Below are 19,491 nucleotides of genomic sequence, written 5' to 3'. Positions count from 1 at the left end.
GTTCTGCCCCGTTTTTACATTGAACAGATGGATAAACCAGACGTTCAAACTCGACGCAGTCGCCCCTCGGCACGTCCGCGCACCGCGCGCGCAGCGCCGCGCGCGGTGCGGGCCGATGGCGCCGGCACGCGCGCGCTCATCCTCGAGGCGGCGCGCCGGCGGCTGGTGGAGGGCGGCTACGCCAACCTGAACGTGCGCGACATTGCCGCCGACGCGGGCGTCAACCACGCCTTGATCGGCTACCACTTCCGCGGCAAGCAGCAGCTCGTGCTGGCGGTGCTGGACGAGGCCAACAGCCGGCTGCTGGAGCGGCAGGCGCGGATGTACGACGCGGCCGCGAGCCCCTCGCAGAAATGGCGGCAGGCCTGCGACTTCTACGAGGACGACCTGCGTTCCGGCTTCGTCAAGCTGCTGATGGAGCTGATGGGCGCGAGCTTCCACGACGAAGAACTGCGCCGCGAATTCACCCCGCGCATGCTGGCGTGGCACGCGCTGGTGGAAGAGGCGGTTGCCGATTTCGTCCGGGAGTCGGGCCTGAAGCTGCCGGTGCCGCCGCGCGCCATCGCGGCCTGGATCGGCTGGTTCTGGATGGGCATGGAAGCCAGCATGGCTCTCGAGATCCCGGAAGAACAGGGCCACCAGCGCGAGGCGCTGCAGGCGGTCGCCACCCTGTTGCGGCGCGCGGAGCGTGCGCCCGCCCCCCGCAAGGAAGCACCCCGCAGGAGGAAGTGATGGACCCGCACCCCGCGATCCCGGCCCGGCTGCTGCGCACGGCCGGACCCCTGCCCGCGCCGGGCGCGCTGCCGCAGCCCTACCCCTTCGAAACCGTCACGCCGCACAGGGAGGGCTTCGTGGAGCGCGAGGGGGTGAAGTCGTGGTACGCGCAGTACGGCGACAGCGGCCCCTGGCTCGCCTTCGCGCCGATCTTCCAGATCGCCAACAGCCACTTGCTGCGCGGCGTGCTGCCTTACCTGTCGCAGCACTACCGCGTGGTGGTGATGGACCTGCGCGGCAACGGCCGCTCCGACCGGCCCGCCACGCAGGACCAGTATTCCTTCGACCACTACTACGCCGATTTCGTGGCGGTCCTCGACCGGCTGGAGGTGGACCGGGCCGCGGTGGTCGGCATCTCGGCGACGGCCATGACGGCCATCCGGTTCGCGCATGCGCAGCCCCAGCGGGTGTCCCACCTCATGCTCTTCGGCGGCTGGGTCGAACGCCGGCTGGATCGGCCTGAAGTGGTCGAGGGGGTGCAGCAGACGCTGGGCCGCATGCGCGCGGATTGGCCCGGCTACCTCGACGAGTTCTTCTCCATCTGCTTCCCCGAGCCGCATTCGACCAAGCCCTACGAGGACGGGGTGCGAGACGGCTGGGCGGCGGAAGGAGCGCACGTCGCGATGGGGCTGGCCGGCTGGCTGGGCAACGACGTGCGGCCGCTGGCGCAGGCCCTGGCGTGCCCCACCCTGGTGGTCCACGGCGACAACGACCAGCGCGTGCCCTACGGCCAGGGCGCAACCGCGGCCAGGCTGATCCCCGGCGCGCGGATGGTCACCATCGGCGACGGCGGCCACCTCCTGCCGGCGCGCGACCCGGTGGCTTTCTGCCGGCTGGTGCGCGAATTCACCGGCGTGCAGCCGGCGCGCTCCACCTGGGTGCGGGCGATGGCGCGCAAGCGCAAGGCCCTGTTCGTGTCGAGCGCCATCGGCCTGGGTCACGTGCAGCGCGACCTGGCGATCGCGCGGGCCATGCGCGCGCAGCACCCGGACCTGGAGGTCGACTGGTTCACGGTGCCGCCGGCGTCGACCTATCTGGAACGCGAAGGCGAGCGGGTCCATCCCATCACGCAGCGCCTGGCGAACGAGAGCCGCCATTTCGAGAACCTCGCCGGGGAGCACGACCTGCAGGCCTTCTTCGCGCTGCGCACGATGGACGAGGTGATGGCGCGCAACTTCCTGGTGTTCGCCGACCTGCTGGCTCAGGAGCACTACGACATCGTGATCGGCGACGAGGCCTGGGACGTGGACTACCACTACCACGAGAACCCGGAGCTGAAGCGCCAGCCCTTCGTGTTCCTCACCGACTTCGTGGGCTGCCTGCCGATGGAGGAAGGCGACGAGCGCGAGGCCTTCCTGTGCGCCGACCGCAATGCCGACGACATCGAGCACGTGGCGCGCTATCCCTGGATCCGCGACCGCGCGATCTTCGTCGGCAACCTGGAGGACACGCCCGAAATCCCCTTCGGTCCCGGCCTGCCGGAGATCCGCGCATGGACGCGGCGCAACTACACCTTCACCGGCTACGCGCTGCCCTTCGATCCGAAGTCGCTGGCCGACACCGACGCGCTGCGCGCCCGGCACGGCTACCGTCCCCACGAGAAGCTGGTGATCGCCGCCGTCGGTGGCACGGCGGTGGGCGCACCGCTGCTGCACCGGATCGCGCAGACCTTCCCGCTGATGAAGAAACAGGTGCCGGAGCTGCGCATGGTGCTGGTGGCCGGCCCGCGCGTGCCGCGCGAGGCCTTCCCGCAGCACCAGGGCCTGGACGTGCTGCCCTACGTGCACAACCTGTTCGAACACCTGGCCTGCTCCGACCTGGCGCTGGTGCAGGGCGGCCTGTCCACCTGCATGGAACTGGTGGCAACGCGGCGCCGCTTCCTCAGCTTCCCGCTGGAGCGGCACTTCGAGCAGTGCATCCACGTGCGCAACCGTCTGCACAACTACTGCGCGGACTGCGCGGTGCGCTTTCGCGAGCTCACGGTGGAGCAGCTGGCCGACCGGGCGCTGCAGGCGATGCACGCACCGGTGGAATACAAGCCAGTGGAAACGGACGGCGCAGCGCGTGCGGCGCGGGAGATCCTGGCGGTCATGGAAAACCGCCACTGGGCCGCGGCCTGAGGAATCCTCCGTTCGGGCGATGCCCCGGGCGTGGCGCGGGAGGACAGTGCCGGCCTCACTTCCAGGAGTCGATCATGTCCCTGCTCGTCCGTGCATTCCCCCTGAAGGCGTCCGAAGCTGATCTGCAGAAATTCATCGCCGAGCTCCAGGGCCCCCGCAAGGCGGGCGTGGACGACTTCTACCAGGAGCACGGGGTCACCCACGAGTCCTGGTACGTGCAGCAGACCGAGCATGGGCCGTGGGTGATCGGCCTCACGCAGGTGGAGGACGTGCAGGAATCGGCGCCGCGCTTCGCGCAGCACCAGGGCGACTTCCCCGTCTGGTTCCGCGCCCAGATCCAAAAGCTGAGCGGCGTCGACACCGCCGAGATGCCGCTCGGCCCACCCACCACGCTGGTCTACGAGTATTCGGACTGCGAGACGACGCGCACTTGCTTCGCGCCGCCGCAGCTCGGCTGAGGCCGCGCGTCAGCGCCGCAGCGACTTCAGCACGTTCTCCGCCGTCGCCGGCGCATCCATGTGCACCGGGCCGCCGCGCGCGGCCGCTGCGGCGTCGCGCAGGGCCTCCCACACGCTGATCGCCAGCATGAAGGGAGGCTCGCCCACCGCCTTGCTGCCGCCCACGTTGTCCTCGCGGTTCGGCTCCGGCCAGAGCTCGACCCGGAAGTGCTCCGGCACGTCGCCGGTGGCGGGGATCTTGTAGGTGCTCGGTGCGTGCGTCGCCAGGTGGCCGTTGTCGCTCCAGACCAGCTGCTCGGTGGTGAGCCAGCCCATGCCCTGGATGAAGCCGCCCTCGATCTGGCCGAGGTCGATCGCCGGATTGATGGAGGTGCCCACGTCGTGCAGGATGTCGACCTTCAGCACGCGGTTCTCGCCGGTCAATGTGTCGATCGCCACCTCGGTGCAGGCCGCGCCATAGGAGAAGTAGTAGAACGGCCGGCCGGTCAGCGTGTGCTTGTCGTAGTGGATCTTGGGCGTCTTGTAGAAGCCGTCGCTCCACAGCTGCACGCGCGACTTGTAGGCGTCGTCCAGCAGTTGCTCCCAGGTCATCACGGCATCCGGGCCGCTCACCTGGCCGTGCGCGAAAATCACCTGCTCGGGCTTGCACTTCTGCTTGTCGGCCACGTATTCGGCCAGGCGCTGGCGCACCTGGCGCGCCGCGAACTGCGCCGCGCGGCCATTCAGGTCGGTGCCGCTGGACGCCGCGGTCGCACTCGCGTTCGGAACCTTGCTGGTGTCGGTCGCGCTGATGCGCACCTTCTCGAACGGGATGCCCAGTTCGTCGGCCACGATCTGGCAGACCTTGGTGTGCAGGCCCTGGCCCATCTCGGTGCCGCCGTGGTTCACCTGTACGCTGCCGTCGGTGTACACGTGCACCAGCGCGCCCGCCTGGTTGAAGAAGGTGGCGGTGAAGGAGATGCCGAACTTCACTGGCGTGAGCGCGAGCCCGCGCTTGATGACGGGGCTCAGCGCGTTCCACCGGGCTATCTCGGCGCGACGGGCACGGTAGCGCGAGGTCTGCTCCAGCCGCGTGATCAGCGGATCGAGGATGTTGTCCTCCACCGTCATCTCGTAGTGCGTGACGTTGCGCTCGGTGGTGCCGTACAGGTTCGCCTTGCGGACGTCCAGCGCATCCTTGCCCAGCGCCCGCGCGATGTCGCCGAGGATGGCTTCGGTGACGATCATCCCCTGCGGGCCACCGAAGCCGCGGAAGGCCGTGTGGCTCTGCACGTTGGTCTTGCAGCGGTAGGAGACGATCTCCACGTCGCCCAGGTAGTAGGCGTTGTCGGCATGGAAGACGGCGCGGTCGGCCACCGGGCCGCTCAGGTCGGCGCTCCAGCCGCAGTTGGCCGCCAGCATCAGCTTCAGGCCCAGGATGCGGCCCTCGCCGTCGAAGCCGACCTCGTAGTCGTACGCGAACGGATGGCGCTTGCCGGTGACCATGAAGTCGTCGTCGCGGTCCAGGCGCAGCTTCACCGGCTTCCTGAACTTGCGCGCGGCGAGCGCGGCCCAGACCGCGATGTGCCCGGCCTGCGTCTCCTTGCCGCCGAAGCCGCCGCCCATGCGCCGGCATTCCACCGTCACGGCGCCGCTGTCCAGACCCAGGGTGTGGGCCACCCAGTGCTGCACCTCACCGGGATGCTGGGTGCTGGAGTAGATCCACCAGTTGTCCTGCTCCAGCGGCAGCGCGTAGCCGACCTGGCCCTCCAGGTAGAAGTGCTCCTGGCCGCCGACGTCCAGCGACCCGCGCAGCTGGTGCGGCGCGCCTGCGATGCCTTGTTCGGGGGCGCCGCGGCGCACCGTCACCGGCGGCAGCACGAAGCTGCGCGCCTTCACTGCCTCGCGCACGTCGACGATCGCGGGCAGCGCTTCGATCTTCAGCTTGACCTTGCGCGCCGCGCGGCGTGCCTGCATCACCGTGTCCGCCACCACGATGCCCACCACCTGGCCGACGAATTCGACGGTGTCCCGCGCGAAGACGGGTTCGTCGTGCACGAAGGTGGCCAGGATCGGATCGCCGGGAATGTCCTGCGCGAGCACCACGCCCTGGACGCCCGGCATCTTCAGCGCTTCGCCGCTGTCCACGCCCAGCAGCTTGCCGTGCGCGACGGTGGACAGGATGGGCGCCGCATGCAGCGTGCCCCGCACCTCGGGGATGTCGTCGATGTAGGTGGCGCCGCCGGCCACCTGGGCGCGGGCGCTTTCGTGGAAATGGGGGCGACCGGTCGCCGGCTGGGCGACCGTGCCCGCCAGGAACTTCTCGGGGGCGTTCATGGGCTCGCGGCTTCCACCAGGCGGAAGCTCTCCAGGTTGATCTGTTCGTGGCCCTGGCTTTCCAGCCAGAAGCGCTGCATCAGGTTGCCGAGCACCTCGGAGCGGTACGCCGACGAGGCACGCATGTCGCTGATCGGCTGGAACTCGGCGCGCAACGCGGCGGTCGCCCGCTGCGCCGTCTCCAGCGTCCAGGGCGCCCCGCGCAGCACGGCCTCGGTCTGCACCGCACGCACGGGCGTGGCGGCCACGCCGCCGGCGCCGATGCCGATGTGATCCACCATACCGTCGCGCAGCCGGGCCGCGATCACCAGGCACACGGCCGAAATGTCGTCGTCGTAGCGCTTGGAAATCTTGTAGGCGCGCAGCAGCTCCATCCCCTCACCCCCGCCCTCTCCCCGCAAGCGGGGCGAGGGAGCAGGGCCATTCGCTCCCTCTCCCGCTGGCGGGAGAGGGTCGGGGTGAGGGCCGCCCGGACGCGGCACCTTGATCCAGCCCACCACCTCGTCCGGCGCGAGCACGGTCTGCCGGTAGCCGGTGTAGAAGTCCTCCAGCGGCATCTCGCGATGCCCGCGCACCGACAGCAGCACGACGTGCGCGCCCAGCGCGATCAGCAGCGGCATGGAGTCGCCGATGGGCGAGCCGTTGGCGACGTTGCCGCCCAGCGTGCCGGAGTTGCGCACCGGCAGGCCGGCGAAGCGGTTGGCGAAGGTCTTGAGCTGCGGCCGCTCGCGCACCAGCGCGTCGAAGGCGTCCGTCAAGGTCGCGGCGGCGCCGATGGCGACGTGGTGGTCGTACGCCTCGATGCGCTGCAGTTCCTCCACGCGCGTCACGTCCAGCACCTGCGGGTACTGCTTGTGCAGCTTGGTTACCCACAGGCCGACGTCCGTGCAGCCCGCGACGATCTGGGCCTGGGGGTGGGCGGCGCGCAGCCGCAGCAGCTCGGGCAGGGTGCGCGGGTCGAGGTAGCCGCCGCCCGACGCAGCCGGTTCGCGCTCGCGCGCGAGCCGGCCCAGCTGGTTCAGGATCGCCTGCTCGTCCACGGCCACGCGGGGCAGGTCGCCCATCTGCTGGGCCGCATCGAGGATGGGCCGGTAGCCGGTGCAGCGGCACAGGTTTCCGGACAGTTCCTCCTGCGCCAGCTCGCGCGTGACCGGCTTGCCCCGGCCCACGTGGTTCTGGTACATGCCGAACAGGCTCATGACGAAGCCCGGCGTGCAGAAGCCGCATTGCGAACCGTGGGCCCGCACCATCGCTTCCTGCGCGGGGTGCAGCGTGCCGTCGTCGGCGGCGAGGTCTTCCACCGTCCACAAGGCCATGCCGTCCACCGAGTGGGCCAGGCGGATGCAGCTGTTGATGGCGCGGTAGCGCAGGCGGCCTTCGTGCGGCTCGGCGATGACCACGGTGCAGGCGCCGCAGTCGCCTTCGCCGCAGCCCTCCTTGGTGCCGGTGCAGCCGAGGTCCTCGCGCAGCACTTCCAGCAGCGTGCGGTCGGGTGCTACATTGGTCAAGCTGACGAGTTCGCCGCGTCGGACCAGTCGGATCGTCTTCGCTTCCATGCTTTCAGTATGGGTCAATTCCGGGAGTGGATGCCGCGAGGTTAGGGGGAACCCTCGTCCTTCGCATATGGGTGCTGTTATGGGCGAAATGCAGGCAAAGGTATGAGAGACCAGGCGCTGTTCGACAAGATAGACCTCCATCTGATCCGGGTCCTGCATACCGTGTTGACCGAACGCAGCGTTTCGCGAGCCGCCATGAAGCTGGGCATGTACCAGCCGGCGGTGTCGGCGTCGCTCAAGCGTTTGCGTGAACTGGCCGGCGATCCCCTTCTGGTGCGCTCCGGCGCCGGAATGGTGCCCACGGATGCGGGACTGCGCATGATCGAGCCCAGTGGAAGCATCCTCCGTGCCGCCGAGATGCTGTTCTCCGATGCGCGCGGCTTCGAACCGCAGACGTCCGCCACCACCTTCCGCGTGGCCGCCGCCGATTACCTCGATCCGCAGTTCCTGCCGCAGCTGGTGGGGCTGGTGAAGGCGCAGGCGCCGCTCAGCCAGATCGAGATCCATCCGCTGTCCGCCGCCTCGGACTACCACGCGCAGCTGGCGCAGGGCGAGGTGGACGTCGTGGTCGGCAACTGGCTCAAGCCGCCCGAGGAACTTCACCTGGGCAAGCTGTTTTCCGACGAGATCGTGTGCCTGGTCTCACGCGACCATCCTGCCACCAAGCGGGGCTGGACGCAGGAAAGCTGGCTGGAGGCCGAGCACATCGCCCCCACGCCCACGCACCCGGGAGCGCGCGGCGTGATCGACGAATACCTGGAAGGCCTGGGGCTGGCGCGCAACATCACGGCCCGCTGCCCGCACTTCGGCCTGCTGCCGCGCATGGTGGCATCGAGCTTGCTCATCCTGACCACCGGCCGCCAGTTCTGCGAACGCTACGTGGGCCTGATGCCGGTGCAGGTCCTGGAGTGCCCCGTGCGTTTCCCCGAGCTCGTCTACTACCAGCTGTGGCACGAACGGACCCACCAGTCCGCCGCGGGCCGCTGGCTGCGCGAGCGCGTCAAGAGCGTGGCGGCCAGCCTGCGCCAAGCCACATAAACCGGAGACCACCGAGTGAGCATTCCGCGACTGCAGCTCGCGCACATCACCAAGCGCTATCCGTCCGTGGTGGCCAACAGCGACGTGTCGCTGACGGTCCAGCCGGGCGAGACGCACGCGGTGCTGGGCGAGAACGGCGCCGGCAAATCCACGCTGATGAAGATCATCTACGGCTCCGTCAAGCCGGATGAGGGCAGCGTGATGTTCAACGGCCAGCCGGTCCACATCCGCAACCCGCAGGAGGCGCGGGCGCTGGGCATCAGCATGGTGTTCCAGCATTTCAGCCTGTTCGACACGCTGACCGTGGCGGAGAACGTCTGGCTGGGCCTGGACAAGAGCCTCACGCTCAACCAGGTGACGCACAGCATCACCGCCAAGGCGCGCGAATACGGGCTGGACCTCGATCCCTCGCGTCCCGTGCACACGCTGTCGGTGGGCGAGATGCAGCGGGTGGAGATCATCCGGGCGCTGCTCACCAACCCGAAGCTGCTGATCCTCGACGAGCCGACCTCGGTGCTGACGCCGCAGGCGGTGGAAAAGCTGTTCGTGGTGCTCAAGCAGCTGGCCTCCGAGGGCTGCAGCATCCTGTACATCAGCCACAAGCTGCACGAGATCCGCGAGCTGTGCACTGCCTGCACCGTGATGCGCGGCGGCAAGGTCACCGGCGTGACCGATCCGCGGCGTGAGACCAATGCGTCGCTGTCGCGCCTGATGATCGGCGCCGAGCCGCCGCAGCTGGAACACCACGAGCACGCGCCCGGCGACGTGGTGCTGCGCGTGCAGGGCCTGACGCTGCCGCGCGAAGACCAGTTCGGCCACGACCTCGACGCCATCTCCTTCGACGTCCGCGCCGGCGAGGTGGTCGGCATTGCCGGCGTGTCGGGCAACGGCCAGCGCGAACTGCTGTTCGCGCTGTCGGGCGAGGACACCCGGGCGGCGCCCGACATGGTGCAGGTGGGCGGCAAGCCCGTGGGCCGCTTCGGTCCCGCGCACCGCCGCCACCTGGGACTGCACTTCGTTCCGGAGGAGCGCCTGGGACGCGGCGCGGTGCCCACGCTGGGCCTCGCGCAGAACCTGCTGCTCACGCGCACCGACACCGTGGGGCGCAGCGGCTGGATCGACGTCAAGGCGCTGCAGGCGCAGGCCGCGGACATCATCCGCCGCTTCAACGTCAAGGCAGGCGGACCGCACGCGGCAGCCAAGTCGCTGTCGGGAGGCAACCTGCAGAAATTCATCGTCGGCCGCGAGATCGACGCGAACCCGAAACTCCTGATCGTGTCGCAGCCGACCTGGGGCGTGGACGTCGGCGCTTCGGCGCAGATCCGCGCCGAGATCCTGGCGCTGCGCGACGCGGGCTGCGCCGTGCTGGTGGTGTCCGAGGAGCTGGAGGAGCTGTTCGAGATCAGCGACCGGCTGCACGTGATCGCCAAGGGGCGCCTGTCGCCCAGCGTGGACCGCGCGCGCGCCACCGTCACGCAGATCGGCGAGTGGATGAGTGGGTTGTGGGTGGTGCAGCCGCTGCGCGAATCGGCGGCCCCGGCCCTCACCCCAACCCTCTCCCAGCGGGAGAGGGAGGAAGGCAAGCATGTTTAAGCTCGAACCCCGTCCCGAAGCTTCGAAGTTCTGGAGCATCGCCTCGCCGCTGCTGGCGCTCGTGGTCACCGTCATCCTGGGCTCCATGCTGTTCGCCGCGCTCGGCAAGGACCCGGTGCAGGGGCTGCGCATCTTCTTCTGGGAGCCGATCAGTTCGGGCTACCGCGTCGGCGAGCTGCTGGTGAAGGCCACGCCGCTGCTGATCATCGCGCTGGGCCTGGCCGTGTGCTTCCGCTCCAACGTGTGGAACATCGGCGCCGAAGGCCAGTTCGTGATCGGCGCCGTGGTCGCCGGCGGCGTCGCGCTGCTGGCGGGCAAGGACACGAGCCGACTGATCGTGATCGCGATCCTGCTTGCGGGCGTGCTGGGCGGCATGGCCTGGGCGGCCATCACCGGCCTGCTGCGCGACCGGTTCAACGCCAACGAGATCCTGGTGAGCCTGATGCTGGTGTACGTGGCCACGCTCACGCTCAACTATCTCGTGTTCGGCCCCTGGAAGGATCCGCAGGGCTACAACTTCCCGCAGACCAAGACCTTCGAAGCGGTGACGCAGGTGCCACGCCTGATGGCCGGATCGCGCGTCAATGTCGGCGTGCTGCTGGCGCTGGCGGGCGTCGCCAGCCTGTGGATCTTCCTGTTCCGCACCCGCGCCGGCTTCGCGCAGCAGGTCGGCGGCCTGGCGCCCGCCGCGGCTCGCTATGCCGGCTTCTCCTCGCGCAAGGCGCTGTGGACGGCCCTGCTGATTTCCGGAGGCGCGGCCGGCCTGGCGGGTGGCCTCGAAGTGGCCGGCCCCATCGGCCAGCTCACTCCCTACATTCCCGCGGGCTACGGCTTCGCCGCGATCATCGTCGCCTTCGTCGGGCGGCTGCACCCGGTGGGCATGGTGTTCTCCGCGCTGCTCATGAGCATGTTCTACATCGGCGGCGAACTTGCGCAGTCGCGCCTGGGCCTGCCCAAGTCGCTCACCGGCGTGTTCCAGGGGCTGCTGCTGTTCACGCTGCTCGCCTGCGACACGCTGATGGCCTACCGCATCCGCTTCCTGCCCGACGCCAAAGCCGCCTGAAACATGTCGACCCCCACGTTTGCGGCTGCGCCGCTGCCCTGCCCCCAGAGGGGGCGCATGCCTCCTAAGGGCGGCCTGTCGGAGTCATGATGGACCAGTACGCACTCCTCTTTGCTTCCATGCTCAATGCCGGCACCGTGCTGGCGATCGCCGCACTGGGGCTGTTGATCAACGAGAAAGCCGGCATCGTCAACCTCGGGGCCGAGGGCATGATGCTGTGCTCCGCCATCGCGGGCTTCGCCGCGGTGGTGCACACGGGCAACGACTGGGTCGGCTTTGCCGCGGGCATCGGCGCCGGCGCGCTGCTGGCGGCTGCCTTCGGCCTGCTGGTGATCTGGATGAACACCAACCAGTACGCGACCGGGCTGGCCCTCAGCCTGTTCGGCGCGGGCTTCTCGGCCTTTGCCGGCATCAAGTACGTGCAGGAGAAATTGCCCGAGCGGCCGCACTTCTCGCTGCCGCTGCTGGGGGACATTCCCGTGCTGGGCCCGGCCCTGTTCCGCCAGCACCCGATGGTCTACCTCGCCGTCGGCATCGTGGCCTGGCTCATGTGGTTCCTGTACCGGTCGCGCTCCGGCCTCGTGCTGCGCTCGGTGGGCGAGTCGCCCGAGTCGGCGCATGCGCTGGGCTACCCGGTGCGGCGCATCCGGCTGCTGGCGGTGGTCGCCGGTGGCGCGTTGTGCGGGCTCGCGGGAGCCTACATCTCCATCGTCTACACGCCGCTGTGGGTGGAGGGCATGGTCGCCGGCAAGGGCTGGATCGCGCTGGCGCTGACCACCTTCGCCACCTGGCGGCCGGCCCGCGTGCTGCTGGGTGCCTACCTGTTCGGCGGCGTCACCATGCTGCAGTTCCACCTGCAGGGCAGCGGGGTCGAGGTTCCCAGCGAATTCCTCAACATGCTGCCCTACGTGGCGACCATCGTGGTGCTGGCGCTGATCTCGCGCAACCCGGCGTGGATCCGCATCAACATGCCGGCTTCGCTTGGAAAACCGTTTTATCCCGGCACATAATCGCCGTTTTACACAACCGTCCTCCCCAGAAGGAATGGCAATGACCGACCTGAAGAAACGCACCCTGCTGCAAGCGGCCGCCCTGGCTGCCGCCGTTGCGGGCCTCGCCGCCTGCAGCAAGCAGGAGACTCCCGCCCCGGCACCGGCGCCCGCGCCGACCGCGGCGGCGCCTGCTTCGGCCCCCGCGCCGGCCGCGCCGCTGAAGATCGCGTTCGCCTACGTGGGCCCGGTGGGCGACGGCGGCTGGACCTTCGCCCACGACAACGGCCGCAAGGCGATGGAGAAGGAATTCGGCGGCAAGGTGCAGACCAGCTTCGTCGAGAAGGTGCCCGAGTCGGCCGACGCCGAACGCGTGATCCGCGACATGGTGGGGCAGGGCAACAAGCTGATCTTCGGCACCACCTTCGGCTACATGGAGCCGATGCTCAAGGTCGCCGCCGACAACAAGGAAGTGAAGTTCGAGCACGCGACCGGCTACAAGACCGCCGAGAACCTGCGCACCTACGACAGCCGCACCTACGAAGGCGCCTACATGGCCGGCGTGATCGCCGGCGCCATGACCAAGACCAACACGCTGGGCGTGGTCGGCTCGATCCCGATTCCCGAGGTCGTGCGCAACATCAACAGCTTCACGCTGGGCGCGCAGTCGGTGAACCCCAAGGTCAAGACCAAGGTCGTGTGGGTCGGTGACTGGTTCAATCCGCCAAAGGAAACCGAAGCGGCCACGGCCCTCATCAACGGCGGCGCCGACGTGCTGATGCAGAACACCGATTCGTCGGCCGTGCTGCAGACCGCCGAGAAGATGGGCAAGCGCGCCTTCGGCTGGGACAGCGACATGAGCTCCTACGGCCCCAAGGCCCACCTGGGCTCCGCGGTCATCAACTGGGGCCCGTACTACATCAAGGCCGTGCGTGACGTCCTGGAGAACAAGTGGACCACCGGCCAGACGTGGTGGGGCGTGAAGGAGGGCGCGATCGACTTCGTGTCCGTCGCAGCCGACGTGCCCGACGCCGCCAAGCAGAACCTGGAGAAGGTGAAGGCCGGCCTGAAGGACGGCAGCCTGCAAATCTGGAAGGGCCCGCTGGTCGACAACACCGGCAAGGAAGTCCTGGCCAAGGACGCGGCGGCCGACGACAAGTTCCTCGGTGGCATCAACTTCTTCGTCAAGGGCGTCGAAGGCAAGGTGCCGGGTGGGGACAAGAAGTAGTCTTCGCTTCGTTCCTCAAAGGGGCCGCTCGATGCGGCCCTTTTTGTTTTGTGCTTGCTGGTTTGGTGCTGTTGATTTGGGTGCTGCGCTCGCTGGGCCGGACGAGGACGGGGCGATCCCTCTCGGCGAATGTCCCCCGGCGCGGGCTGAAGCCCGCGCCTCCTCCTTTATTTCGCCGAGAGGGACCACCCCATCCTCGTCCTGGAGCGGGGATTACGTGGCCCCAAGTCGGCTGAATGCGAGGACGCCCACGATGGACCGCTCGAGAGTCTGCATTGCAAGCGCATGCCCGAGCCACGGGCCGGCTGCTTCGGCCAGTTCGCATCCCGTCGATCCTCTCGGCGCACGGACACGGCTCAGGCTCGGTGTGGGGCAGCCTCCCTGGGCGAAATAAAGGAGGAGGTGCGGGCTTCAGCCCGCGCCGGGGGACATTCGCCCAGGGAGGCTGCCCCGCGCCGGGCCGTACCCACCGACGCGTCCGCATCGCGCCGAGCGCCACAGATGACTTGAGCGCACAAAAAGTAGAAAGCGCACGTTCCACGAGAGCAGCCGTCGGCGGACAGCGATTTGTTTTTATCATTCCCCATGAACACCACCGCGACGATCCCGGCCGAGCGCCTGCCCGCACTGCTTGCGGCCATGCCCAAGGCCGAACTGCACATCCATATCGAGGGCTCGCTGGAGCCCGAGCTGATCTTCGCGCTGGCGCAGCGCAATGGCGTCGCGCTTCCGTATGCGGGCGTGGAGGCACTGCGGCGCGCCTATGCTTTCACCAACCTGCAAAGCTTCCTGGACATCTACTACGCCGGCGCCAGCGTGCTGCTGCAGGAGCAGGACTTCTACGACATGGCGTGGGCCTACCTGCAGCGGGCGGCGGCGGACCATGTGGTGCGGGCGGAAATCTTCTTCGACCCGCAGACGCACACCGCGCGCGGCGTGCCGATGCAGACCGTGATCGCCGGACTGTCGCGCGCATGCCGGGATGCGCAAACGATCGGTGTCGATGCCGAACTGATCCTGTGTTTCCTGCGCCACCTGAGCGAAGAGGATGCGTTCGAGACGCTGGAGGCGGCGCTGCCTTTTCGCGACCGCTTCATCGGCGTGGGGCTCGACTCCAGTGAACTGGGGCATCCGCCGGAAAAGTTCGCACGCGTGTTCGCCAAGTGCCGGACGCAGGGGCTGCACCTGGTGGCGCATGCCGGCGAGGAAGGCCCGCCTGCCTACGTGTGGTCCGCGCTGGACGTGCTGAAGGTGGAGCGCATCGACCATGGCGTGCAGTCGACCAAGGATCCGGCGCTGATGAAGCGGCTGGCGCAGGACCGCATCCCGCTGACGGTGTGTCCACTGTCCAACCTGAAGCTGTGCGTGTTCCCCAAGCTGGAGCAGCACAACCTGCGCGAACTGCTGGACGCCGGGCTGTGTGCGACGGTCAACTCGGACGACCCGGCGTACTTCGGTGGCTACATGAATGCCAACTTCCTGCAGACCTTCGCTGCCACGGGGCTGGACGCGCAGCACGCCTACCGGCTGGCGCGCAACAGCTTCGAAGGCAGCTTCGCGGAAGCCTCAGCCAAGAAAAGGTACATCGAGCGGCTCGATGCGGCCTTCGCCGCCGCCGCCTGAGCGCGCGTAGCGCAGGTCGATCCCGCCCGGGCCTTCGCCCCGTGCGCGGCGCGGGTGCTCGACGAAGCGGATGCGCGCGCCGGCGAGGATGACCTCGTCGCCGTCCACGGCTTCCTTGCCCAGGAAGGCGCGGTAGCGGGCGAGCGTGTCCTGCAGGCTGGCGACACTCACCGTCACGCCGGCGATGCCGGTCGCGCCATTGCGGTGGTGCCGCACTTCGCCTTCGGGAACCCGCAGCGCGCGCGGCGTCACGTCGGCGCACAGGAAGGGCAGGTCATGCGTCGCCTGGCGCGCGGTCTGCCATTGCAGCTGCGCGCCGTCGGGGCGCACGCGACCGCCGGGGTGCGGGCCGGTGAGGCCCTGCAGGCCGCGGGCACGTGCCGCGGCCACGGTCGCCTCGATGTCCTGCGGGAGGAGGGCAAAGTCCACCAGGCCGTCGTCGTGCGCCGCCAGCACGCGCCACCAGCGCTCGTCGGGAGAGGGCGCGTCGTAGGTGATCAGCTCCAGGTAGGCGCCGTCCTCGAACACCACCAGCGCGTTGCGGGTGTTGCGGCCGGGATGGCGGCCGCCGGGCACGACGGTGAAGCCGGCGATGCGTGCATCCTCGATCGCCTGCTCGAGGTCGCGCACGACGATGACGACGTGGTCCAGGCGCAGGACGGGACTCATTCTTCCAGCTTCAGGCCGCTGTTGCGGACGAAGGTGCCCCAGCGCTCGTATTCCTGCTTCGCGTGGCGTTCGACGCCCGGGCCGTCGGTGGCCATCACCTCGAATCCGGCCTGCGTCAGCCGGCCGTGCACCTCGGGTGCGTTGAGCGTGGCGCGGAAATCCTCGGTGAGCTTGTGCAGCGTGTCGGGCGGGGTGGCGGCGGGCGCGAAGATGCCGATCCAGGAGTACGCCTCGAAACCGGGGAAGCCCGACTCCGCCACCGTCGGCACGTCCGGCAGTTCGGGCAGGCGCTTCGCTCCGGTGACCGCCAGCGGCTTGATCTTGCCGCCCGCGATCTGGCCCTTGAGCGCGGCGTAGCTGAGAAGCGTGAGCTGCGACACGTCGCCCAGCACCGCCTGCACGGCGGGGCCGCCGCCGCCGTACGGAACGTGCAGCACGTAGACGCCCGCCTTGCGCTTGATGTCTTCCATCACCAGGTGGTTCATCGAGCCGACGCCGGTCGACGCATAGCTGAACTTCGCGGGCTGCTTGCGCGCTTCGTCGAGGAAGCCGCGCAGGTCCTTGGCCTTGACCGATGCGGATGCGCCGATCACCAGCGGGAAGCGCACCGCCAGCGTGACGCCCGCGAAGTCCTTGAAGGTGTCGTAGGGCAGCTTCGCCTTGGCGATCGGATTGATCGCGTGCGTGTCGAAGCTCACCAGCAGCGTGTTGCCGTTGGGTGCGGACTTGGCGACGAAGTCGGTGGCGATCTGGCTGGCGGCGCCGGGCTTGTTGTCCACCACGACCGTGCGACCCATGCGCTTGGCCAGTTCCGGCTGGATGATGCGGGCGGCGATGTCGGTGCTGCCGCCGGGGGGGAAGGTCACCACCAGGCGCACCGGCGCATCGGTCTGCGCGAAGGCGCGGGGACCGAGGCCCAGGGCCGCGGCGGCGGCGAGGGCCTGGCGCCGGGTGAACCGAGGACTGCTGCTCATGAACGGGACCTTTCTGGAGTGCTGGGAAGCGAGGCGATGCATCAGCCCATCCACTGGCTGACCGGGACCGCAGTGTCCTGCAATTCCTGCGACACGATGTCCACCAGGGCCGGGCCGTCGTGGGCCAGCGCGGCCTTCAGCGCGCCGTGCACGTCCGCGGGGTCCTCCACGCGCCAGGCCTTCACGCCGAAGGCTTCGGCCACGCGGGCATGGTTGGTGCGGTCGAAGTCCACCGAGAAGTAGCGCCCGCCGTAGCCGGTCTTCTGGCTGGCCTTGATCCAGCCGAACACGGCGTTGGAGAACACGACCATCTTCAACGGGATGCTGCGGCGCACCACGGTCTCCAGCTCGCCGCAGGTGAATCCGAAGCTGCCGTCGCCCATGACCGACACGACCATCGCATCGGGCCGGCCGAAGGACGCACCAACCGCGGCGGACAGGGAGAAGCCGAGCGCGCCGTGCGCGCGGTTGGTGATGAAGTGGCGGCCGGCCTGCGGTGCATCGAAGTAGGCGGAGAAGTAGGGGCAGGGCGTGCCGGGATCGGCGACCACGATCGCGCCGGGGGGCAGCAGTTTGTTGAGCGCGTCCACCACGCGCTCGGGCTTGATCGGCCGGTCCTGCGACTCCGCCAGCGCGGAGAAGAAGGCCTGCTTGGCCGCACGGGCGCGGGCGACGATCGCGCGGCCGTCGACCGCGTCCGCCGGGCGTTGGGCGATGCGTTCGCGCACCGCGGCAGCAAGCGCCGCCAGACCCAGCCTGGCATCGCCCACCAGCGCCACGTCGGTGCGGTAGTTGGTCGCGATGGTCATCGGGTCCAGGTCCAGGTGCAGGATGGCGACGTCGCGGGCGGGCATCTGCCAGTGCTCGGTGGTGGTGGAGCCCGCCCGTGCGCCGATGAACAGCACCAGGTCCGCCTGCGCCACCACGTCGCGCGTGGCGGCCACGCCGCCGTTGGTGCCGACCACGCCGGCGTTCAGGGGGTGCGGGCCGGCCAGGCTGCCCTGGCCGCTCACGCTGGTGCACACCGGCGCATTCAGCAGGGTCGCCAGCGCTTCCAGTTCCGCCATGGCGCGCGAAATCACCACGCCGCCGCCGCAGATGAACACGGGCGAGCGCGCCGCGACCAGGCGGTCCGCCGCCCGTTCGACATCGCGCGGGTCCGGCGCGAAGCGCGTGGCGGGGACCACGTCGTGGCCCGGCTGCGCCCAGACCTCGGCCGCGGCGATGGAGTGCTTCTGCACGTCGTAGGGCAGGCAGATGTGCGTCGCGCCCGGCCGGCCCACGGTCATCGCGCGGAACGCGCTGCGCACCGCATGCGGGATCTGGTCCACCCGGTCGATGGTGGTGTTCCATTTGGTCAGCGGCTTGTAAAGCGCCTGCTGGTCCAGCTCGGTCAGCGGGAACTTGCCGCGCGCGCCCACCGACACGTCCGAGGTGATGCCCAGCACCGGCACGGCGGATTCGTTCGCCTCCACCAGGCCGGGCAGCAGGTAGGTCGCGCCACCGCCGCTGGGGCCTTCGCACACGCCCGGCTTGCCGGTGACGCGCGCATAGCCGTCGGCCATGTAGGCGGCGCTGCGCTCGTCCCGCGTCAGCACGTGGTCGATGCCGTGGTCCAGCCGCGCCAGCGCGTCGTAGAAGGGCAGGCTGGTGTCGCCGCAAAGGCCGAAGATGTGCTTCACGCCATTGAGCTGCAGCATGCGCACCAGGGCGTCGGCGCCGTTCATCGTGGTCAATTGGGTCTCCGCGCGGACGGTCCGCGGTCCGTGCGTTCCAGTATACGAACCGGTCGGCGGCGCCATTCCACGTCCGGACATGCCCTCGGCCGCCGCTGCCGACGCCGTGCCTCGCTCCGCCCGGACCGCCGCCATCGCTGGCAGCCAATGGGTTCACGTGGGAAAATGGCGGCGTCGACTGTCGCCCGGTTGGGGGACCTGCACTGCGAGCCCGTTTGGATCCCATCCGGGTGTCGCGGCGGCCAGGGCCGGCATTCGACGAGGGAAGGCACACGGTATGAGCAAACCCCGGCTCCGCATGGGACTGGTGGGCTTCGCGGAGGAGGACTACCTGCTGGCGCTGCTGCGCACGCGCAGCGCGGTGCTGTTCTGGGAGCGCGCCGACGCGGCCGATGCCGACGCCCTGTGGATCCACGGCGAATCCGCCGAACTGGTGCACGAAGGCGTGGTGCGGGTCGCGGCAGGCGCCCGGTCCCCCGCGCTGACGCTGGACCTGCACGCGCTGGAGCGCCCCACCTTCTTCACGCTGCCCCTGGCCGACGAACGCATCCGGGCCCCGCAGGTGCTGGACCTGCACTCGGCGCCCAGCGTCGATCGCGCGCTGCGCCGCGCCGAGGCCGTGCTGCACCCGGTCGTCATGCAGCTGGCCATCGCGCACGAGATCGCCGCGCACTTGCCGCAGCTGACGGCGAGCACCTACCACGTGTCCCAGCGCGGCCGCCTGGTGGCGGTGGTGAACATGGGCGGCGCCATCGGCATCGACCTGAACCTGCTGCCGCCCCACCTGGAACACGCGGACTGGCGGCCGCTGCCCAGCGCCGCGGGAGCCATGCCGCCGCACTTCTTCTGCACCAGCTTCGCCGAGGTGCTGTGGACCTACGTGACCCGGGTCGAGGCGGACCTGCTGCCCGACCGCTACCGGCGCTCGATGCTGTACTTCCGCGCGCTGCCCCGGGTGCCGCAGCGGCTGATGCGGGAATCGCACTACGCGATCCTGTCGGAACTGGGTGCGGAGCCGCAGACTTTCCCGCAGCTGCAGGAGAACGTCGGCCTCACCGAACCCACCCTGGCCAACGCGCTGGCGGTCCTGTACTACGCGGGTGCCATCACGACCAACGAAGCCCGCGCCGCGAAAGGCGCCACGGGCCGCGTGCGCGAGGCCGAGTCCCCGAGCGAGCTGCGCCACTCCATGTTCCCGCAGGAGGACTCGCAACCCTTCTCCGCCTACACCGCACGCCCCAACGAGGAGCGGGGCACGATGCCGGCACCGCTGGAGCCGCAGCGCCGCTGAGGCCGCCACGGCGGGCCTGCTCATCCGCTGCGCCGGGATCGGCGTCACCTGCGGCATCGATCC

15 protein-coding genes are annotated in these 19,491 nt (G+C 69.3%); 10 read left to right on the top strand and 5 right to left on the bottom strand.

Annotation, left to right across the window (positions count from 1 at the left end; genetic code table 11):
* The first annotated feature begins 27 nt into the window (after nucleotides 1-27).
* From AC1DSA_RS08820 to AC1DSA_RS08810, 3 genes are all read left to right on the top strand, one after another.
* Nucleotides 28-732, top strand: a complete 705-nt coding sequence (locus AC1DSA_RS08820) for a TetR/AcrR family transcriptional regulator (protein ID WP_477888149.1) — start codon at nucleotides 28-30, stop codon at nucleotides 730-732.
* Nucleotides 732-2,894 (top strand): alpha/beta fold hydrolase, encoded by a 2,163-nt coding sequence (locus tag AC1DSA_RS08815; RefSeq protein ID WP_477888147.1) that lies wholly within the window; start codon nucleotides 732-734, stop codon nucleotides 2,892-2,894. The genes AC1DSA_RS08820 and AC1DSA_RS08815 overlap by 1 nt, the downstream gene beginning before the upstream one ends.
* Before the next feature lie 74 nt (nucleotides 2,895-2,968).
* Nucleotides 2,969-3,352 (top strand): hypothetical protein, encoded by a 384-nt coding sequence (locus tag AC1DSA_RS08810; RefSeq protein WP_477888145.1) that lies wholly within the window; start codon nucleotides 2,969-2,971, stop codon nucleotides 3,350-3,352.
* A gap of 9 nt (nucleotides 3,353-3,361) precedes the next feature.
* Here AC1DSA_RS08810 and xdhB read toward each other — a convergent pair whose 3' ends face one another.
* The gene (gene xdhB / locus AC1DSA_RS08805) at nucleotides 3,362-5,668 is read right to left on the bottom strand and encodes a xanthine dehydrogenase molybdopterin binding subunit (RefSeq protein WP_477888143.1); all 2,307 of its coding nucleotides are present in this window, start codon (nucleotides 5,666-5,668) and stop codon (nucleotides 3,362-3,364) included.
* Nucleotides 5,665-7,224: a xanthine dehydrogenase small subunit gene (locus AC1DSA_RS08800; protein WP_477888141.1), complete on the bottom strand. Its 1,560-nt coding sequence runs from the start codon at nucleotides 7,222-7,224 to the stop codon at nucleotides 5,665-5,667. The genes xdhB and AC1DSA_RS08800 overlap by 4 nt, the downstream gene beginning before the upstream one ends.
* A 102-nt stretch (nucleotides 7,225-7,326) precedes the next feature.
* Here AC1DSA_RS08800 and AC1DSA_RS08795 point away from each other — a divergent pair, with 102 nt between their 5' ends.
* The 6 genes from AC1DSA_RS08795 (at nucleotide 7,327) to AC1DSA_RS08770 (ending at nucleotide 14,758) form a co-directional block, all read left to right on the top strand.
* Nucleotides 7,327-8,262, top strand: a complete 936-nt coding sequence (locus AC1DSA_RS08795; RefSeq protein WP_477888139.1) for a LysR family transcriptional regulator — start codon at nucleotides 7,327-7,329, stop codon at nucleotides 8,260-8,262.
* 15 nt (nucleotides 8,263-8,277) lie between these two features.
* Complete coding sequence (locus tag AC1DSA_RS08790) at nucleotides 8,278-9,855, top strand: ABC transporter ATP-binding protein (protein WP_477888137.1); 1,578 nt, start codon at nucleotides 8,278-8,280, stop codon at nucleotides 9,853-9,855.
* Nucleotides 9,848-10,918, top strand: a complete 1,071-nt coding sequence (locus tag AC1DSA_RS08785; RefSeq protein ID WP_477888135.1) for an ABC transporter permease — start codon at nucleotides 9,848-9,850, stop codon at nucleotides 10,916-10,918. The genes AC1DSA_RS08790 and AC1DSA_RS08785 overlap by 8 nt, the downstream gene beginning before the upstream one ends.
* Nucleotides 10,919-11,007: 89 nt before the next feature.
* Nucleotides 11,008-11,928 carry an ABC transporter permease gene (locus AC1DSA_RS08780; RefSeq protein ID WP_477888133.1) on the top strand — a complete coding sequence of 307 codons (921 nt, stop codon included), beginning with the start codon at nucleotides 11,008-11,010 and terminating at the stop codon, nucleotides 11,926-11,928.
* Nucleotides 11,929-11,968: 40 nt separating this feature from the next.
* A complete protein-coding gene (locus AC1DSA_RS08775) occupies nucleotides 11,969-13,135 on the top strand; it encodes a BMP family ABC transporter substrate-binding protein (RefSeq protein WP_477888131.1) in 1,167 nt (388 codons plus the stop codon).
* 585 nt (nucleotides 13,136-13,720) lie between these two features.
* On the top strand, nucleotides 13,721-14,758 hold the full coding sequence (locus AC1DSA_RS08770; protein ID WP_477888129.1) for an adenosine deaminase: 1,038 nt from the start codon (nucleotides 13,721-13,723) through the stop codon (nucleotides 14,756-14,758).
* On the opposite strand, the gene AC1DSA_RS08765 is transcribed toward AC1DSA_RS08770, so the two are convergent.
* The 3 genes from AC1DSA_RS08765 to AC1DSA_RS08755 are packed head-to-tail and all read right to left on the bottom strand — an operon-like array spanning nucleotide 14,702 to nucleotide 18,137.
* The gene (locus AC1DSA_RS08765; RefSeq protein ID WP_477888127.1) at nucleotides 14,702-15,427 is read right to left on the bottom strand and encodes a VOC family protein; all 726 of its coding nucleotides are present in this window, start codon (nucleotides 15,425-15,427) and stop codon (nucleotides 14,702-14,704) included. The two genes, AC1DSA_RS08770 and AC1DSA_RS08765, sit on opposite strands and share 57 nt — an antisense overlap.
* Nucleotides 15,424-16,401, bottom strand: coding sequence for a tripartite tricarboxylate transporter substrate binding protein (locus AC1DSA_RS08760; protein ID WP_477888125.1), 978 nt, complete (start codon nucleotides 16,399-16,401; stop codon nucleotides 15,424-15,426). Before AC1DSA_RS08760 ends, AC1DSA_RS08765 begins: the two co-directional genes overlap by 4 nt.
* A 41-nt stretch (nucleotides 16,402-16,442) precedes the next feature.
* A complete protein-coding gene (locus tag AC1DSA_RS08755) occupies nucleotides 16,443-18,137 on the bottom strand; it encodes a thiamine pyrophosphate-binding protein (protein WP_477888123.1) in 1,695 nt (564 codons plus the stop codon).
* 277 nt (nucleotides 18,138-18,414) lie between these two features.
* Here AC1DSA_RS08755 and AC1DSA_RS08750 point away from each other — a divergent pair, with 277 nt between their 5' ends.
* Nucleotides 18,415-19,428 (top strand): hypothetical protein, encoded by a 1,014-nt coding sequence (locus tag AC1DSA_RS08750; protein WP_477888122.1) that lies wholly within the window; start codon nucleotides 18,415-18,417, stop codon nucleotides 19,426-19,428.
* The last annotated feature ends 63 nt before the right edge of the window (nucleotides 19,429-19,491 follow it).

This window comes from Ramlibacter sp. P4_H7 (genome assembly GCF_056400765.1).
Note: the sequence above shows the minus strand (reverse complement) of the source record. Positions and strands in the feature narration are given on the sequence as shown.

What these genes read in the sequence shown, in the direction of transcription:
- AC1DSA_RS08810 (WP_477888145.1), top strand. Translation starts at nt 2,969, where the DNA reads ATGTCCCTGCTCGTCCGTGCATTCCCCCTGAAGGCGTCCGAAGCTGAT.
- AC1DSA_RS08815 (WP_477888147.1), top strand. Translation starts at nt 732, where the DNA reads ATGGACCCGCACCCCGCGATCCCGGCCCGGCTGCTGCGCACGGCCGGA.
- xdhB (WP_477888143.1), bottom strand. Translation starts at nt 5,668, where the DNA reads ATGAACGCCCCCGAGAAGTTCCTGGCGGGCACGGTCGCCCAGCCGGCG.
- AC1DSA_RS08765 (WP_477888127.1), bottom strand. Translation starts at nt 15,427, where the DNA reads ATGAGTCCCGTCCTGCGCCTGGACCACGTCGTCATCGTCGTGCGCGAC.
- AC1DSA_RS08750 (WP_477888122.1), top strand. Translation starts at nt 18,415, where the DNA reads ATGAGCAAACCCCGGCTCCGCATGGGACTGGTGGGCTTCGCGGAGGAG.
- AC1DSA_RS08770 (WP_477888129.1), top strand. Translation starts at nt 13,721, where the DNA reads ATGAACACCACCGCGACGATCCCGGCCGAGCGCCTGCCCGCACTGCTT.
- AC1DSA_RS08785 (WP_477888135.1), top strand. Translation starts at nt 9,848, where the DNA reads ATGTTTAAGCTCGAACCCCGTCCCGAAGCTTCGAAGTTCTGGAGCATC.
- AC1DSA_RS08775 (WP_477888131.1), top strand. Translation starts at nt 11,969, where the DNA reads ATGACCGACCTGAAGAAACGCACCCTGCTGCAAGCGGCCGCCCTGGCT.
- AC1DSA_RS08800 (WP_477888141.1), bottom strand. Translation starts at nt 7,224, where the DNA reads ATGGAAGCGAAGACGATCCGACTGGTCCGACGCGGCGAACTCGTCAGC.
- AC1DSA_RS08780 (WP_477888133.1), top strand. Translation starts at nt 11,008, where the DNA reads ATGGACCAGTACGCACTCCTCTTTGCTTCCATGCTCAATGCCGGCACC.
- AC1DSA_RS08795 (WP_477888139.1), top strand. Translation starts at nt 7,327, where the DNA reads ATGAGAGACCAGGCGCTGTTCGACAAGATAGACCTCCATCTGATCCGG.
- AC1DSA_RS08820 (WP_477888149.1), top strand. Translation starts at nt 28, where the DNA reads ATGGATAAACCAGACGTTCAAACTCGACGCAGTCGCCCCTCGGCACGT.
- AC1DSA_RS08760 (WP_477888125.1), bottom strand. Translation starts at nt 16,401, where the DNA reads ATGAGCAGCAGTCCTCGGTTCACCCGGCGCCAGGCCCTCGCCGCCGCC.